This is a genomic window from Varibaculum vaginae (assembly GCF_900604285.1).
Taxonomy (GTDB): Bacteria; Actinomycetota; Actinomycetes; order Actinomycetales; family Actinomycetaceae; genus Varibaculum; species Varibaculum vaginae.
This window is the reverse complement of the sequence record NZ_UWNY01000002.1, coordinates 310191-327216: the sequence shown is the minus strand read 5'-3', so window position 1 is coordinate 327216 and position 17026 is coordinate 310191. Positions and strand designations below refer to the sequence as shown.

Annotated in this window: 11 protein-coding genes and 1 pseudogene; 7 read left to right on the top strand and 5 right to left on the bottom strand. The window is 51.7% G+C overall.

The features are described 5' to 3' along the window. Window positions 1-16 precede the first annotated feature (16 nt). Window positions 17-646: a DUF3043 domain-containing protein gene (locus tag EFB02_RS07225; protein WP_122820911.1), complete on the top strand. Its 630-nt coding sequence runs from the start codon at window positions 17-19 to the stop codon at window positions 644-646. 6 nt (window positions 647-652) lie between these two features. On the opposite strand, the gene EFB02_RS07220 is transcribed toward EFB02_RS07225, so the two are convergent. After that, window positions 653-1774, bottom strand: a complete 1122-nt coding sequence (locus EFB02_RS07220; protein WP_234992779.1) for a quinone-dependent dihydroorotate dehydrogenase — start codon at window positions 1772-1774, stop codon at window positions 653-655. Window positions 1775-1819: 45 nt separating this feature from the next. Continuing rightward, window positions 1820-2452 (bottom strand): hypothetical protein, encoded by a 633-nt coding sequence (locus tag EFB02_RS07215; protein WP_122820909.1) that lies wholly within the window; start codon window positions 2450-2452, stop codon window positions 1820-1822. A 425-nt stretch (window positions 2453-2877) separates the two neighbouring features. Here EFB02_RS07215 and EFB02_RS08900 point away from each other — a divergent pair. Next, a pseudogene (locus EFB02_RS08900) lies at window positions 2878-3335 on the top strand (TrmH family RNA methyltransferase); the annotation flags it as partial. A gap of 212 nt (window positions 3336-3547) precedes the next feature. On the opposite strand, the gene EFB02_RS07205 reads toward EFB02_RS08900, so the two are convergent. From EFB02_RS07205 to EFB02_RS07195, 3 genes are all read right to left on the bottom strand, one after another. Beyond that, on the bottom strand, window positions 3548-3769 hold the full coding sequence (locus tag EFB02_RS07205; RefSeq protein ID WP_122820908.1) for a methionine/alanine import family NSS transporter small subunit: 222 nt from the start codon (window positions 3767-3769) through the stop codon (window positions 3548-3550). A gap of 2 nt (window positions 3770-3771) precedes the next feature. Next, a complete protein-coding gene (locus tag EFB02_RS07200; RefSeq protein ID WP_122820907.1) occupies window positions 3772-5343 on the bottom strand; it encodes a sodium-dependent transporter in 1572 nt (523 codons plus the stop codon). 183 nt (window positions 5344-5526) lie between these two features. After that, entirely contained in the window at window positions 5527-8004 is a 2478-nt protein-coding gene (locus EFB02_RS07195) for an Rne/Rng family ribonuclease (protein ID WP_438947139.1), read from the bottom strand. 360 nt (window positions 8005-8364) lie between these two features. On the opposite strand from EFB02_RS07195, the gene EFB02_RS07190 reads away from it, so the two are divergent. The 5 genes from EFB02_RS07190 to EFB02_RS07170 all read left to right on the top strand — a co-directional run bounded on the left by EFB02_RS07190 (window position 8365) and on the right by EFB02_RS07170 (window position 17013). Next, entirely contained in the window at window positions 8365-9900 is a 1536-nt protein-coding gene (locus EFB02_RS07190; RefSeq protein ID WP_122820906.1) for a cytochrome ubiquinol oxidase subunit I, read from the top strand. Between the two features lie 21 nt (window positions 9901-9921). Next, window positions 9922-11058 carry a cytochrome d ubiquinol oxidase subunit II gene (gene cydB, locus EFB02_RS07185; RefSeq protein ID WP_122820905.1) on the top strand — a complete coding sequence of 379 codons (1137 nt, stop codon included), beginning with the start codon at window positions 9922-9924 and terminating at the stop codon, window positions 11056-11058. A 556-nt stretch (window positions 11059-11614) separates the two neighbouring features. Beyond that, window positions 11615-13396 (top strand): thiol reductant ABC exporter subunit CydD, encoded by a 1782-nt coding sequence (gene cydD / locus EFB02_RS07180; RefSeq protein ID WP_200831573.1) that lies wholly within the window; start codon window positions 11615-11617, stop codon window positions 13394-13396. A gap of 1 nt (window position 13397) precedes the next feature. Continuing rightward, window positions 13398-15209, top strand: a complete 1812-nt coding sequence (cydC, locus tag EFB02_RS07175) for a thiol reductant ABC exporter subunit CydC (protein WP_122820904.1) — start codon at window positions 13398-13400, stop codon at window positions 15207-15209. Further along, on the top strand, window positions 15199-17013 hold the full coding sequence (locus tag EFB02_RS07170) for a GAF domain-containing sensor histidine kinase (RefSeq protein ID WP_234992778.1): 1815 nt from the start codon (window positions 15199-15201) through the stop codon (window positions 17011-17013). The genes cydC and EFB02_RS07170 overlap by 11 nt, the downstream gene beginning before the upstream one ends. The last annotated feature ends 13 nt before the right edge of the window (window positions 17014-17026 follow it).

Genomic DNA, 17026 nt, shown 5'->3' with positions numbered 1-17026 from the left:
TAGATAACCTGGGTGAGTGAAACTTTTTGGACGCAGTAAAGAAGAAGATTCCACTACGGTTGAGGATAAGGGTGCGGGCAAAGGTCGCCCTACCCCTAAACGCAAGGATGCCGAGGCACGTAATCGCCGGCCACTGGTAGCGGACAGGAAAGAGGCGCGTAGACGGCGTCGTGAACAACGCGACGAGATTTATAAAAAACAGCGAGAGGCACTAGATGGCACGGGTGATGAGCGTTATCTTCCCGTTAACGATCAGGGACCTCTTCGCCGCTACATTCGCGATTTCGTGGATGCCCGTTTCGCTATCGGCGAGTTGTTTATGCCGATTGTACTGGCTTTCTTGATTTTATCGATTGCGTTTTCCCGCAACCGACAGTTGAATTCGATTTTGCTATTCAGCATGTGGGGATTGTTATTACTAGCGTTAATCGAATCCATTATTCTCACGGTGATTGTTAACCGTTTGCTAATGAAGGTAACTGATGGCGATAAACGGGTAAAACAGGGCAATGGCCGTTACATTTTAATGCGTTTAGCCAGTCCGCGCAGGATGCGGCGCCCCCGCCCTAACTCCCCTCGGGGTTCACGTCCCGATATTAACGAGTACGCCAGCGATATTCGCGCGTATATGCTTTCCCGTCCTTAGTAGTTTTTACTGGTTATAACGTAACGGTAGGGCGGGAAGATCTGCACTGAGCTGCTTGTTTATTTTCCCAGCGAAGGTAGGCCCTTGATAGATGAGGGCGGTTAATGCCTCTAAAAGATCGGCTCCCGCCTGAAGGAATTGGCGCGCAGTTGCGGCGTCCTCGATTCCTCCACACCCGATGATGAGGTGCTCCTCGTTTAAGTGGGAGCGTAAAAGGCGCACGACTTCTAAGGCGCGTTCTTTAAGGGGAGCCCCCGAGAGTCCCCCCTCCCCAAAATCATGGTTAATGGTGGTGTTAGTGGCGATTACCCCCGCTAGTCCTGCTTCTTTAACCATTTGCGCTAGTTCAACCAGTTGCGAATCTTCCAGGTCAGGAGCCAGCTTTACCAACACCGGAACCTCTCTACCTGCACTTTCCTGAGCTGCCGTTTTAACCGCTTCGGCGATTTCGCGCAGCTGGGCGCTAGATTGCAGGCTGCGGAGCCCGGGAGTGTTGGGAGAAGAAACATTAATTACCAGGTAGTCTGCGTATTTTGCCAGCAGCAGCGCACTGGCGCGGTAATCATCTGCCGCCTGGGCAAGGTCAGTAGTCTTGTTCTTCCCCAGGTTCACCCCCAAAACTAGGGAACGCCCCTGACGGGTACTTCTTAGCTGGCGTAACCTCCGCGCCATTTCTGTAGCTCCCTGATTGTTGAAACCCATCCGGTTACGAACGGCTCGTAGCGGCAATATCCGCCAAAGTCGCGGCTTCTCATTCCCGGGTTGTGGACGGGGAGTTACCGTCCCTACCTCTACAAACGCAAACCCGAATGCACCGAACTGAAGAGGAACTAAAGCATCTTTGTCCATCCCAGCTGCCAGCCCCAAGTAACCAGGAACTGGCCGGGCGAGTGATTTCAGTCCGCGCTCATCACCTACCCAACCACCTTTCAAGGTTCCCACTGATCCGGAGAAAAACATTCTAATCAGCCCGGTTAAACCAGGAATCCGGGAAATCAGATAGAGGGTTTTCATCGTGGCGTCGTGACATTTCTCCGCATCTATATGCGAAATCACCTGTTTGAATAAGAATCGGTATAGCACGCCCTCGATTGTACTTAAAAGCTGAAGCCGGTACTTAATAGCCACCGAGCAGTTTCGGGATCTATTGATGGTTCAGGAGCTTTAGACAGGCTAGTCCCACCACAAACACCAGCCTGGACACGCCCATTTGGGGTCAGCACTATAGAGTTCATCCGGTGCAGATCCCTGCCCCAAAGCAAGTTTATTCTGATAGGTCTGCCAAATTTTTCGCGCCTGGCGAGCAGAGGGTTCTGGTGCTCCCTCGGCGGAACTTTCAACTACGAACATGGTGTCCACACTGACTCGTTCATCCCAACGCGAAGATCCAATTACATACCCAGACAGATATACCCGCCCCGGATTGGCGATACATGCATTCAGGAATGCTAGTAAACTGGGCGCATCATTTTGCCTATCAGCCAGGGCTACCCGCGGTAGGGCTGTTAACACTTTTTGCGCCCCCTCGGCATCGAGTCCGTGGAAACGCTGGTAATCCCCTATTCCTTGCCCGGCAGCTAGATACTCTTTAAGGATTTGCGGGATTTTGGTTTCCTTCATCCAGCCCATCGGCCCATAAAGACCGGAAGGCAAATCTGGGTCATCTTCCAGCATCTCTAATAGGATTCTGTCCCCTTCCTCTCCTAGGAATTCCGGGGTTGAAAGGGAAAAGAGATCACTGTCATGAAGATGCACTCCTAAGTTAGATTTTGCGGATGGAAATGCCGGTATTGAGGTAGTTGCCATAGTGACTCCTTAAAGTATTTTCGCTTTTCTTTACTCTGGTAGTTACCCAGTCGCGGTCGAAAATAGCGGATAAGAAAACCGGGAAAACTACCCCCCTGGAATCTGTGGAAATCTATTTACTCTCTAAGCCATAAGATAGATGGGTGTTTATTCCGCTCAACGATTTATCGGATCCCCGGGTGCGTGACTTCACCCAGTTAAAAGACGTGAACCTACGAAAAAGTTTGGAGGCGGAACACGGCCTATATTTAGCGGAAAGTTTTTCGGTGATTTCCCGCGCCCTGGCGGCAGGCCATAAGCCCCGCTCCATTTTGACGAATCAACATTGGTTAGGGCGTCTGCAAGAAACTTTGGGGTCGCAGGCTGCCAATATTCCTATTTTTATTGCTGCGGAGGAACAGCTAACCAGACTTACGGGGTTTAGTATGCACCGGGGTGCTATCGCCGCTATGGAACGACCTATCCTGCCAGAATTGGACGAAGTGCTTGCTGAGGCACGAGCGGTTCTGATTTTAGAGGATCTGGTCGACCATACTAACGTGGGTGCCGCTATCCGCTCAGCAGCAGCGATGGGCTTCGATGCTATTTTGACCAGCCCGCATTGCGCTGACCCCCTTTATCGCCGGGCAGTACGGGTTTCAATGGGAACTGTATTTTCTCTACCCTGGACTCGGATTAAAGATTGGCCTGATACCACCATTTTGAGGAATCAGGGATTTATAGTTGCGGGATTAGCACTTACCGATCAGGCAGTTTCCCTTCCCGAATTTTGTTTTTCCTTGCAGTCACAAGTGCTGCAGGGGAAACATCCCAAAGTTGCCTTAGTACTAGGCACCGAAGGGCCAGGAATGAGTAAGCAAGCTGTGATCAGCTGGTTAAAATCCCAATGAGTCACGGAGTGGATTCTTTGAACGTGGCCGCGGCTGGCGCCGTCGCATGCTACGCGGTTAGTCAAGCATTAGGAAGTACTAGTCAATATGACTAGGGTTTATTAATCTACTCGAAGTTAATAGCTGTATTTAAAAGCCGAGCAATAAAAAAGGCAGGAGGTCAGAGAAATAGCTCACTGACCCCCTGCCTTAAAAATCGAGCAGGCTATTGTTTACTGACCTTAACTGTTTCCTCACTCTTTTTAGCTTCCTTTTCTATAAAGTCAGCCTCCGTGAGACCCGGATGCGGGTTAAAGTCGGTTCGCGAATAATCCTCACCTTTTTGATAGGGCGGATCCATCCGCCGCAGTGCGACTACCGACCCTACTAGGCCGCCCCAGATTACCAGGATGGCTACCAGCATCATCAAGATTGCTTCACCGGTCATAGCTAGTCTTCCTCCTTGTTCCAGTCCACGTTTTCTAGGTCAAACGAAGGCGAAATCTCGGCGCTCTTATGCCATTTCAGACGGGGCATTACCGCTGAGAACACCAGGAGCATCCCCAACATTCCCCATCCGAAAGTATTTGTCCACCAGCGCGGATAATCACCGTAACCATGCGAAATCAGATCCACCAGGTTTGGCACCAACATGAATACCAGGAGTACCGGGATTACGAATCCGATAAGTGCCTCCCACCATTTACCGGCTTTGACCGCGGAGGTCACGTTCAAATGAACCCGCAAAGAACGCAGCGAGGGAGTCACTACTGTAACAATCACGCACAACGACAGTGCTGCACCTACCACCCCGATGGTGTTGATGTAGTTATCAACCGTATCCAGAGCCGCTAGCCCGGTGGTAGTACCAAAGAAGAACACTGAGATAACTGCCAGGACGACCCCCAGGATTACCGAAGCCTGTTTAGAGCTCCAGCCAATCTTGTCTTGGAAAGCTCCCGCTACTACCTGCACTAAAGACACCATAGAAGTCACCCCAGCCAACACCAGGGACGCAAAGAATAGCGCCCCGAAGACGGAACCTCCGGGCATCTCGTTAATGATTTGCGGGAAAGTGATAAAAGACAGTGAAACCCCAGAAATGTTTTCCAATTTGTCAACCGAAGTATGTTGCAAATGTGCCATGTACCCCAAGGTGGCAAAGACTCCAATGCCGGCCAGCACTTCAAAAGAGGAGTTCGCAAAGCCTGCAACTAGGCCGGTACCAGTCAAGTTAGAACGTTTCTTCAAGTAGGAGGCGTAGGTCATCATAATCCCGAAGCCCACTGACAGTGAATAGAAAATCTGCGCCACCGCTGCAATCCATACTTTCCCATTCCATAGCGCACTCCAATCTGGGGTAAAGAACTTGTTTAACCCATCGGTTGCACCCGGCAACGTTAATGCCTTGATTACCATAGCTATGAAGAGCACTACCAATAGCGGAATACAGATTTTAGTAATCCATTCGATGCCCCGGGAAACCCCTAAGGCAATTAGAACGATAGTGACCACCCAGACGATGATTAGGGGGATTGCGATTCCCCAGACTGGGGTTAACGAGATTGTGGTGGTGTCTTGCGCCTGCAAGAACTTATCGGAGAAAAATTTTGCCGGGTCTTTTCCCCAGGCTCGCGTAAAGGAAAACACTGTATAACGCAGTGCCCAAGCAATAATGGCAGCATAGTAGACGACGATGAAGAAGCATACGCCAACCTGCCACCACCCTACGGCTTCGGTACGCCGGTTTACCCTGGCAAGAGCAAGCGGGGGTGACCCCCGAAACTTATGACCAATCGCATAATCTAGCATCAGCATCGGTAACCCGATAGCCAGTAATGCGATCAGATAAGGAACGATAAAAGCACCACCGCCATTGGTATAGGCAACACCCGGGAACCGCCAAATATTTCCCAAACCGATTGCAGATCCAATGGCTGCAATCAGGAATCCGTATTGTGTACCCCATGACTGCCGGCTGGTCTTTTTAGACGCAGTAGGATGCGAAAGTTTTTCAGACATCTCAACTCCTTATAGATGGGATGAACAATTGTCGAAGCGCAATTGCGTAGAGCTAAACTATTCCCACCTACCACTTGCCGGACAAAAATACCCACATTGTGAGATTCTTTTGAGAAAAGCGGTGTCTAAAATTATTTTTCTCCCGCTAACCAAAGGTGAGGCAGCGGGAGAAAAACTAGGGATTTATGCGGTTACTGCAGCGTGATGACGCGGAGTTCCCCCATCTTCACCTTTACCTGATTCAGCCTTCTTCTCCCAGGTAGGAGCACCCGCCCCTAACTGTTCTAAGCTCACTGCTTTGGCAGTACCTGAGCTCTGGATAGTCATCACTGCGCTCTCACTAGAGTGCGTAACCGTACCTGAGGTCGCGGCCACGCGAGGATGAGCCTTGGAGACACCCTCCTCACGGCTACGATTCCCTTCTTCAGAATCAGCAGGCTCAGTTAACTGGACAGCAGAGTCTACTGCCCTATCTCGCTCGGTAGACCCAGCTGTACTCTGCTGGGTTTCTATGTTTTCTCCTAGGCTAGGAGTAGATTCTTCCCACCCTGCTTCTGCCTCGGTGATCGCTATTTCCTTGGCAATAGGCAACTGTTCATCCTTTGCCTCTTCATCCTGAGGGTTCTCGTCATGAGCTTTACTGGCTGCCGCCGCCACTTTCGCCATCGAAGCCCGGTTCTTAGAACTCGTACGAGAACGTTTCTCCTTCCTGGAATCGCGCTTGTGCCCCTGAGAACGCAGATTTTCATCGCTATTAGCGCCGTTTTCTACCGGGTGAGAATGCACGATAAATCCGCGCCCCTCGCAATGCTCGCAAGGAGTCGAAAACGCTTCTACCAACCCTTCCCCTACCCGCTTGCGGGTCATCTGCACTAAACCAAGAGAAGTAACTTCAGTTACCTGATGACGAGTACGATCCCGCCCCAGACATTCCACCAAGCGACGTAACACCAGATCGCGGTTAGATTCCAGCACCATATCCACGAAGTCAATTACTACAATGCCCCCGATATCACGCAGCCGCAATTGACGTACGATTTCTTCCGCAGATTCCAGGTTATTACGAGTGACGGTTTCTTCTAGAGTACCGCCAGAACCAGTATATTTACCGGTATTCACATCGATAACGGTCATAGCCTCGGTACGATCAATAATCAGGTAACCACCCGACGGTAACCAAACCTTACGATCCATCCCCTTTGCTAATTGCTCATCCACACGGTGAGCAACGAAAATATCATCCGGACCTACCCATTGTTCAACCCGATCGAGTAGATCAGGAGCAAACTCTTTTACATAGGAATCAACTTGGCGAAAAGTTTCCCTACCTTGCACAATCAGCTTTTGAAAATCTTCATTGAAAACATCACGTACCACCCGCAAAGCCAGTTCGGGTTCCCCATGCAATAAGTAGGGAGCAGATTTGGAAGATGCCGCGTTCTTTTCGATTTTCTCCCACTGTCTTTGCAAGCGCTGCACATCTTGACGCAATTGCTCTTCACTAGCACCCTCGGCCGCTGTCCTAATGATTACCCCGAAGTCCTTGGGAACAATCACCTTTAACAGCTTCTTCAGGCGGCGACGCTCGCCCTCGGGAAGCTTTCGGGAAATACCGGTCATCGATCCCCCCGGCACCAACACTAAGAAACGTCCTGGCAAGGTCACTTGCGAAGTTAGTCGCGCCCCCTTGTGTCCGATCGGATCTTTGGTTACCTGTACGGTAATCGAATCGCCCGATTTCAAGGCCTCTTCGATGCGCCGCGGTCTGCCCTTCATTCCGGCGACATCCCAGTTGACCTCCCCGGCGTAAAGCACCGCATTACGTCCGCGTCCTAAATCAACGAAAGCTGCCTCCATCGAGGGCAAAACATTTTGTACCTTACCCCGATAAACTGAACCCACCATAGTGGTTTGGGTATGTCGAGAAACGTAGTGTTCTACCAATACCTTATCTTCGAGGACTGCAATCTGGTTTAGTCCATCCTTAGAGCGAATTAGCATGGTGCGATCTACGGCTTCGCGCCGTGCCAAATATTCAGATTCAGTGATAACCTTCGGACGGCGTCCCTCCCGGCGTCCCTCCCGGCGACGCTGTTTCTTAGCTTCTAGACGAGTTGAGCCCTTAACCTGTTCAATCTGGTCGATCGCCTCAATGCTGCCACGAGTGCGCCGCCGACGCCTACGGTGACTACTGCTGGTTTCGGTTTCTTCTTGTGCTCCCCGAGCTACCTCTGAACCGTTATCCTCTGCCCTAGCATTCTTGGCAGTTTCTTTGGAACGTGCCGGTTTCCCGTTATCGCTGGAAACCTCCTCACCGGAAGCCTCCTCACCTTTACGGGAGTTCTTAGCATTGCGAATCTTCTTCTCGCTTTTACCTTTACCGGACTTAGTCTTCTTTTCGCTATTAGCCTCGCTCTTTTTCCTGCTCTTACGCCTGGAAGGCAAGTCTTGATCGCTATCGGTATCCACTTCAACGTTTACTTCCGGAACAGGAGCAGCCGCAAACATAGGAGCCCCAAAAGCCGGAACCGCAGAAATCTGAGCGGGAGCTGTTGGCGTAGACGCTATGTTCTTGGGGGCCGAAAAAGCCAGCCCCGAAAAAAGTGCACCGCCACTATTTTGATTAAAATCTGTTTCGTTATTATTTGGGTTTTTCACCACTGATCTCACCTGGACACGCCCGCACTGGCGAGTCCCCTATATTACGCCGTCCCCCTGGGACGGAAGCCCTTGGTTACGCGAGCATATTCGCCCCACGCCAGAAAGTTTTCCTAGGAAAATAGTCCCTCTGGGTTGACTTCCTCCGTAGTGCGCCGGTGGAAACCATCCATGATCATTATTCCACATTTCTTAATTCTGTCGTAAAACAGGGCTAATTCTTAGGGAATCCTGGGAATTGCTTAGCGACTACCTGAAAAACAAGCTACTCTAAGTGACAACGTTGTCACTATGGACTTTGCCCGAGCAAGCTCCTGGTGGGCAGCGACTTCTAAACCGACTAGAAACGGAAAGGCGAGCAGAATGACTATTGCTGCAACAGCATTAGATGCCACCATGTTGGCGCGATGGCAGTTCGGTATTACCACCGTCTACCATTTCATCCTGGTTCCGTTCACCATCGGCATGTCCCTCCTAGTTGCCATTATGCAAACTAAATGGCACAAAACCGGCGAGGAATATTGGCTGAAGGCGACACGGTTCTTCGGAAAACTGTTCCTAATTAACTTTGCACTCGGTGTAGCCACCGGTATCGTGCAAGAATTCCAGTTCGGCATGAACTGGTCAGAATACTCCCGCTTCGTGGGCGACATCTTCGGAGCCCCGCTAGCGTGCGAGGCTCTTATTTCTTTCTTCATGGAGTCCACCTTCCTGGGGCTATGGATTTTCGGCTGGGGTCGGCTATCTAAGAAAGTACACCTCACGTGCGCTTGGCTGGTCTTTGTCGGGGTTAACACTTCGGCTCTCTGGATTATCGGGGCAAACTCCTGGATGCAGCACCCGGTAGGGGCAACCTTTGATCCGGAAACCGGCCGTGCACAGTTGGACGGTCTAGCTGGCTTCTTCCAGGTATTACTCAACCCAGTATTGTGGGCGGCCTATACCCACGTTCTAACCACTTCTTGGCTGCTGGTCGGCACCTTCGTTGCCGGTATCGCTATTTGGTGGATGGTTCGCTCTGCCAACGCCGGCGCCGAAACCGAAGCCCGTGACATTTGGCGCCCAATTGCTCGCTTCGGCATGCTCGTCATGATTATTGGCGGCCTGCTAACCGCAGTCACTGGACACGTGCAAGGTCAACTAGTTGCTCAGCACCAGCCAGCCAAGATGGCGGCAGCTGAAGCCCTATGCCAGACCCCGAAAGCCGGGGAAGGCGCCCCCTTCACAATCGCTGCTTTCGGACCACTCAACGCTAGCTGCGACCAGATCTCCAAGATTGGCGAGGTACCCGGCGTTTACTCCTTCATGGCCACCAATTCCTTCACCGGAAAGGTCGAAGGCCTGGATACTTTGAACCAGCAATACGGCTCGATGTTCTCGGAGATTCTCAGCCAGCGCGGCTACGATATGCAGTCACAGCCGGTTGACTTCAGCCCGAATATCATCTTCAGCTTCTGGAGCTTCCGACTAATGATGATCTTCGGTATTTTCTCGGCAATCCTGGCTATTTGGGGTCTGGTTGCTACCAAGGGTGGCAAGATTTCTAAGTCCACCGGCTTGGGCAAGTTCGCCATTTGGTGCTTGCCGATGCCCTACCTGGCTATCACCTTCGGCTGGCTATTCACCGAATGGGGTCGTCAGCCATTTATCGTGCACCCAGTGGATATGCAAGTCGATGGATCCTCGGTATTTATGCTTACCGCCCATGGGCTTTCGTTTGCAGTCCCCGCCTGGCAGGTTCTGATTACCATGTTGGGCTTCACGCTAATTTACCTGGCACTAGGCATTGTCTGGTTCCTGTTGATTAAGCGTTACGTTAAGGAAGGTATCCACGTCAATGCCAATGAAAAGGCAGTGCATGGCGAGGATGCTGGCAAGAACCTAAGCTTTGCTTACTAGGTCAGATAGGAGATCGAAGAGATGACTATTCTACAAGTTATTTGGTTCATCCTGATCGCCGTCCTCTGGACTGGCTATCTGGTACTGGAAGGGTTCGGGGTAGGCGCCGGCATGGTAATGCCACTGGTAGCCAAGACCGACCGCGAACGCTCTCAGGTTCAAAAGACCTTCGGCCCGGTTTGGGATGGTAACGAGGTTTGGTTGCTGACCGCCGGAGGCGCGACTTTCGCCGCCTTCCCGGAATGGTACGCAACCATGTTCTCTGGAATGTACCTGGCACTGTTCCTGATTCTGTTCTGCCTAATTATCCGCATCTGCGCGATTGAGTGGCGCACCAAGGTAGCCTCGGCTGCTTGGCGGGGTCGCTGGGACAGCTGGCAGACCATTGTTGTATGGCTAGTTCCAATTCTGTTCGGGGTGGCCTTCGCTAACCTGGTTCAGGGCATGAATATTGCGATTACCCAGTACAACACCCCCGGTGAAGCCGTGGCGGGAGCTGCTGATCTCAGCAAGCACGTCCACAACTTCACTTCTCAGGGGGCCCCTGCCGGTAGCGTATTCCTCTCGCTGCTTACCCCCTACACCATTGCAGGTGGGGTCATGCTAGCGTTGGTTTTCGCTACTCAGGGCTTGGCTTACTTGGCTCTGCGCACCACTGGCGAGGTGCAAAACCGCGCTAAGAACCTGCTCGGTAAGTTCGCGATTGCGGATACAGTTTTAGTTGCAGTAGCTGCGCTTTGGGGGCAGTTCCTTTACGCCATGCAAGCTATGGCGTGGATCCCGCTTATCATCGCAGCTTTGGCGTTCGTTGCCGCAGTTTTGATGGCTATGCGCGGATCTGAATGGGGTACCTTGCTCGCCCACTCCGTTGGAATCGCCGGAGCCGTGGCGTGGATCTTTACCGCAATGGCACCCAATGCGATGAAGTCTTCCATTAAGCCAGAGTTCTCTCTGACCATTTGGGATGCTTCCTCCTCGCAGTCCACGTTGGCGATTATGCTAGTGATCGCGCTGATAGTGGTTCCCATTGTTTTGGGGTACACCTACTGGAGCTACACGCGGATGCCACTGAAGATCACCCTGGAGGATCTGGACGAGAACCCCGGTGTTCCCTGGGACAAGATCCGTCAAGGTGCTTCTTTCCTCGCGGAAAGCTAGGCAAATAATCGGCACCTATCAGGTAACTTCCGACTAGGTACCGAACGATAAAACTAAATAAATAGTGTTGGCCTTGGCTGAAATAGCCAAGGCCAACACTATTTTTACCCCGCGACTATTGCTCCCACTACAGGTCCGAAGCCGAAAATCACTCGGAACAAGGATGCCTCGGAACAAGGATGCGGGGGCTAGGTTTTTCCTCCCGCCCAAGATTCGGAAAACGTAGCGACGTTTTCCGAATTCTTATGCCCACCGCGCCCACTCGGATAAAACCTACCCCCCCCCCGCCCACAGCCGGAGTAACCGGACTGGGGTAGAAAAAGATGCGAGAGGGGGCTTGAGCCGAGCGCAAGCGAGGGTCACCGGGATCCCACGAGTACTTTTTCTACCCCAGTCCCCGCACCTTCGTACTGAGTGCTTTTTCCACCCAGACCCGGAATGAGCGTGGGAGGAGAAATCCCTCTCCCGCGCTTAGTAACTAGCTAGGGTTGCGCGTTTAGAGTTTTCAGGTTCGTGTGGGAAAATAGTCCCATAAATTGCAGGGAGGACACTTGTTTTGAAACCACTTGATCCGAGACTGCTTAAATATGCCCGGTCGGCGCGTTTAGCCATTGCTATCACCGCAATAACCGGCATTATGCAAGCAGGACTAGTAGTTGCCCAATGCTTTTTAATCTCGGCATTAATTTCTCCGGTGATATCGTTGCGCCAGCCCTGGGACCAAGTCGCCCATTTTGCTTTTTGGCTGGCCGCTATATCTTTGGCGCGGGTAGCTCTTACTTATTTCCGCTCCAATCATCAGCATAAAGCCGCAAAAAAAGCGATTAGGGAACTACGAGGCCAAGTGCTGGCACATTGTTTAAAACTCGGACCGCGCTGGTTAGCACGTAAGGGGACTGACACGGTTACCCTAGCTACCCGTGGCCTAGAAAAACTGGGACCGTATTTTGTGGACTATATTCCGCAATTAATCTTGGCAGTCACAGTCACTCCCCTAGTACTGTTAGTGATGGCGATTATGGATTTTTGGTCGGCACTCGTGGCAATCATAACTATTCCTCTGATTCCAATATTCATGGTGATTATCGGGCTGATGACCCAGAGTGCATCAGATCGCCGTCTGGCCACTATGCAGCATCTGGGAAGGCAACTTCTAGATTTAGTTGCCGGGTTAGCAACTTTAAAGAGCCTGGGCAGACACCGGGGGCCGGAAAAACAGATTTCCTCCATCGGTAAAACTTATACCCAAACCACTATGGCTACTTTACGAATCGCCTTCCTATCAGGCGCCGTCCTAGAGTTCATCTCGATTCTTTCGGTAGCAATTGTGGCGGTTACCGTCGGCTTGCGGATGGTGGCTGGCGGCCTCGATCTCTATACCGGCCTAATCGCAATCATGCTAGCTCCCGAGGTATATGCACCCGTAAGACAAGTCGGCAAATTCTTCCATGCCTCCGCTGATGGGCTTTCGGCTTCGCAATCTGCCTTTGAAATTCTGGAAACCGCTCCGGCTACCAGTGGAGATAAACCAGCTCCTAACTTAAAAGAAACCACTATTACTATCACGGATCTAGGAATGCGTGCGCGGGGAGCTTGGGCGCCTAATGCCGTTAAAATGGAGATTAAACCAGCCACTATCACCGCCCTGATTGGGAAATCCGGGGAAGGCAAAACTACTACGGTTATGACTCTGTTAAAACAACTCTCGAGCGACCGTGGCAGCATTACCCTAACCGACGCCTCCGGTAAAACCAGGAATTTAGATGAGGTTTCTCCAGATTCTTGGTGGGAGCAAACTTCTTGGCTACCGCAAATGCCGCTACTATTACCCGGAACTTTGGCGCAAAACATTGCCGAAAGCCCCTCCCATCTAAACGAGCTTTTCCCCCAGGGAAATGTCGGAGAAAAAGTTCGTAAAGCAGCGCGTCTAGCTGGTTTTGAGGAGGTAGTAGCAAAGCTACCGGACGGCTGGAATACCTTTTTACGAGCAGGTGGGGAAGGTATTTCAGGAGGTCAGCGGCAACGTCTCGCCCTGGTGCGAGCTTTGCTTTCTACCAAACAGTTGATCGTACTCGATGAACCTTCCGCTCATTTAGATGCTCATTTGGTGGCGCAAGTGGCACAGGTAGTCCAGCAGTTGAAAGAAACGGGGAAAACCGTGGTTTTAATTGCTCACCGCCAGGAACTGGCTCAGTTAGCTGACCAGGTAATACCGATTTCCTCGCTTCCTTTCACCGCCGAAGAAGCCGAGAAATATAAAGATAGCCAGCCACAGGCCGCCAGAGCCAGTGAAGCGAAGATTCCTGAATTCTTAGGCTCTACCCGGGGGTTGGCATAGCATGAAAACTTGGTTCATTACTGCTGAGGAACGTCAGGCTTTAAAGCGGGCAATAAAACTTTTAGCACTAAAACCAACAACTTTATTCCTCGCTTGTTTTTTGGGTGTCGCGGGATTGGGAGCTTCGATCGCCCTGGGTGCTACCGCCGCCTGGTTGATTGCGCGTGCCTCGCAAATGCCACCCGTCCTCTACCTCGAGGTAGCAGTAGTCTCGGTGCGTTTCTTTGGAATTTCCAAAGCAGTATTTCGTTACTTAGAGCGCCTAGCCTCTCATAAGTTGGGAGTCTCGGGAATGACCACTCTGCGCACTAACCTATATAAGACACTTTCGCATTCGGATACTGCCCGTATCGCCAGTTTGCGCCGCGGAGATATTCTCGACCGGATGGGAACCGATGTTGACAATATTGGTGATTTCGTGGTTAAAAGCCTGCTACCAGCAATGGTGGCCACTATCGTCGGGATTATCACCGTAATTGGGATTTCCCTAGTGGATTGGCGTGCTGGAGTATTTTTGGCTCTAGGACTGTTGCTCTCAGGAGTAGTAGGACCACTATTTACTATCCGCTCTACCCGGATTGCCCAGCGCCGGGAAACTGAAAGCCGTTCCCATATTTCGGAAGTGGCGATGACCATTGTTGATGGTGCTGCCCAAATCACGGTTGATGGGCAAACCCAACAGGTACTTGCCGGCTTATCCGATCTAGAAGACCAACTTTATGAAGCAAAAGATGCTACTGCGAAACCGGCAGCTTGGGCAGCGGCTATCGACATGTTTGGGATGCTGATGTCGGTGATTATGGCGGCTTATTTCGGGATTTTTGCAGTTAATCAGCAATCAATCCCCGAGGTCATGTTAGCAGTCCTTGCACTTACCCCTCTTTCCGCTTTTGAGGGTACCGCCCAGTTGGGATCTGCCGCCCAGCAACTGGTAATTTCAGCGACTTCGGCACTGCGGATTATCAACATGTTACCCCCGGAAGAACAGGTGAAAGCGGATGAAGAATCCGAAAAGATACTGACAGGAAATCTCCAAGCGACCGGACCGAGCATTTTAGAGGCCAAAGATTTAGCTATCGGCTGGCCGGGTGGCCCAGTGGTGGCAGCGGGGATTAATCTGCGGCTTGCTCCCGGAGATCACCTGGCGATTGTGGGGCAATCCGGTATTGGGAAAACTACCCTACTCTACACTCTCTCCGGTCTGCTAAAACCAGTTTCTGGGAGCGTAAAAATTGACGGAGTAGATATTTCTTCTCTACCACGTACGCAGGCTGCTGCTAGTTTCGTGATTACTCCCGAGGACGCTCATATTTTTGAAACCAGTATTCTAGAGAATCTGCGGGTGGCTAACGGACAACTTTCAGTCTCCGAGAGCGAAGAACTCCTGAAAGAAGCCGGTTTAGGCCAGTGGCTTTCCTCGCTACCAGACGGTATCGAAACCGAGTTAGGCTCGGGAGCAACCACTATCTCTGGTGGGGAACGCCGCCGTATCCTGCTGGCTCGTGCCTTAGCAGCTAAAGCTCCGTTGCTAGCTCTGGATGAGCCGGGCGAGCACTTGGATCCAGAAACTGCTGATGCTCTACTACGTGATTTATTAAGTGCAGGTAGCTCGGAACATCAGCGCGGAGTCATTCTAGTAACTCACCGTCTAACCCCCCTCGACCAGGCGGATAGAGTGTTTATCATGGATAAACCACATGGCAGCCCGGATGAGCCGGCAACTTTCGTAGCCCAAGGTACCCACAGGGAACTGTTGGAAAGTCACCAAGGATATGCTTGGAGTCTGCGACAGGAGCAAGTTGATGTCTTTTAGTAACCAACCAACTCCAGTTGGCAATAACTCCGCTATTTTTGCTTCTTTTGGTGGTGGAAACAAAAATTCTGATGCGTCTTCCCCACTGGATATCCCTCCCGTATTAAATAATGAATCGGGGCAGCATTCTCCGCTGCCAGCAGATAGCACGCAACTGATTTCCTCAGTACTGCAGCTGATGGGAAACCTGGAACAGGATAAAGTTTTACAGGCTTTCGTCGACCAGGCTTGCGCGGTCACCTCCTCCCCCTATGGGGCGTTATCTATCTTGGGATCACGTGGGGAAACCAGCGCTTTTTATATCCACGGGCTTAGCGTCTCTGAGTGCGAATCTCTGGGACATCCCCCCATCGGTCGCGGAATAATCGGGGAGATCCCCGTGGACAACGGCATTATCTGTAATGATTTGCACTCTGATCCCCGTTTCACCGGATACCCACCTGCCCATCCGGAAATGATTTCTTTCCTGGGGGTGCCGCTGCGTATCCATGAACAGGTTTATGGCCGCCTCTATCTGTGCAACCGTCCTGACGGCTACAGCGAACAAGACTTAGCTTTTGTGTCAGCGCTAGCTACCCTAGCGGCGGTGGCAGTAGAAAATTCTCGTCTTTACGAAGTTTCACGTTCCCGTGAACGCTGGACCAGGGTATCGCAACAGCTAACCACGATTTTATTAGAGGGAACTGATGAAGAGGATGCCTTACAGTTCATTGCCCAATCAGTACGAGAGGTAGCAGATGCAGACACTGCCCTCCTGGTGCTACCTTCCGTGGGCGATTCTTGGGTGTGTGAAATTGCTTCTGGATACGCGGCCTCCGACCTAATCGGGGTAACCTTTCCTCCCCACGGACGGGCACGCACGGTATTGGCAGAAGGCCAAGGCCTACTCGTTGATTCCTTAGCAAGGGCAACCACTATGCGGGTACCGGAGTTAGCCAAATTCGGGGCGGCACTGTATGCTCCCCTCCTGGCCGGCTCCCATGCCATCGGAGTTTTGTTACTACTGCGGCGGCCGGGAAAACCCGAGTTTGATCCTGCAGTATTAGAAATGGCTGAACAGGTTGCGACCCAGGCGGCTTTGGCTTTAGAAATTGCCGGAGCCAAGCATGCGGCCGATATCGCTACTTTGCTGGATGAACGCGCAAAAATTGGTGAAGATCTTCACGACCTGGCAATTCAGCAACTATTTGCCACCGGTATGCAATTGGAACGTATTCGCGCAGCGTTTGCCAGTGGCGCTAATCTTGATTCGGCACGTGCAGAGTCTTTAATGCAAGATGCTCTTGCCAGCGTCGACGACTCGGTGAAACAGATCCGCGCCATCGTGCACAATTTGCGGGAACCGGATGCGGCAGTAGATTTAGTGGAACGTCTACGTCGAGAAGCCTCACTGGCACGGCGCCTGCTGGGATTCGCCCCGTCTTTTGTTTTAAATATTGATGGCGAGACCCTGTCTGCTAACGATCCCACCCACGAAGAAATCCTGATTGAAGAGACCGATCAGCGGGTAGGGCATGATATTTCCGACGATGTGGTGGCGGTAGTGCGTGAAACATTATCCAATACCGCGCGTCACGCGGGTGCATCTTCAGCGCAAGTAGTGGTGACCATTAGTGGGATGGGTACTAATGGTTCTATTCGCGTAGAGGTAACCGATGATGGACATGGTCTTGACCCCACAGTTACCAGACGTTCGGGGTTAGATAATCTAAAAAGTCGTGCGCGCCGTCATGGCGGAATCTGTATGATCCAGCCGGCCTCACCCCGAGGGTTAAAAGTTATCTGGGAAGTTCCCCTTTCTTAAAGCCTCTTTCAAC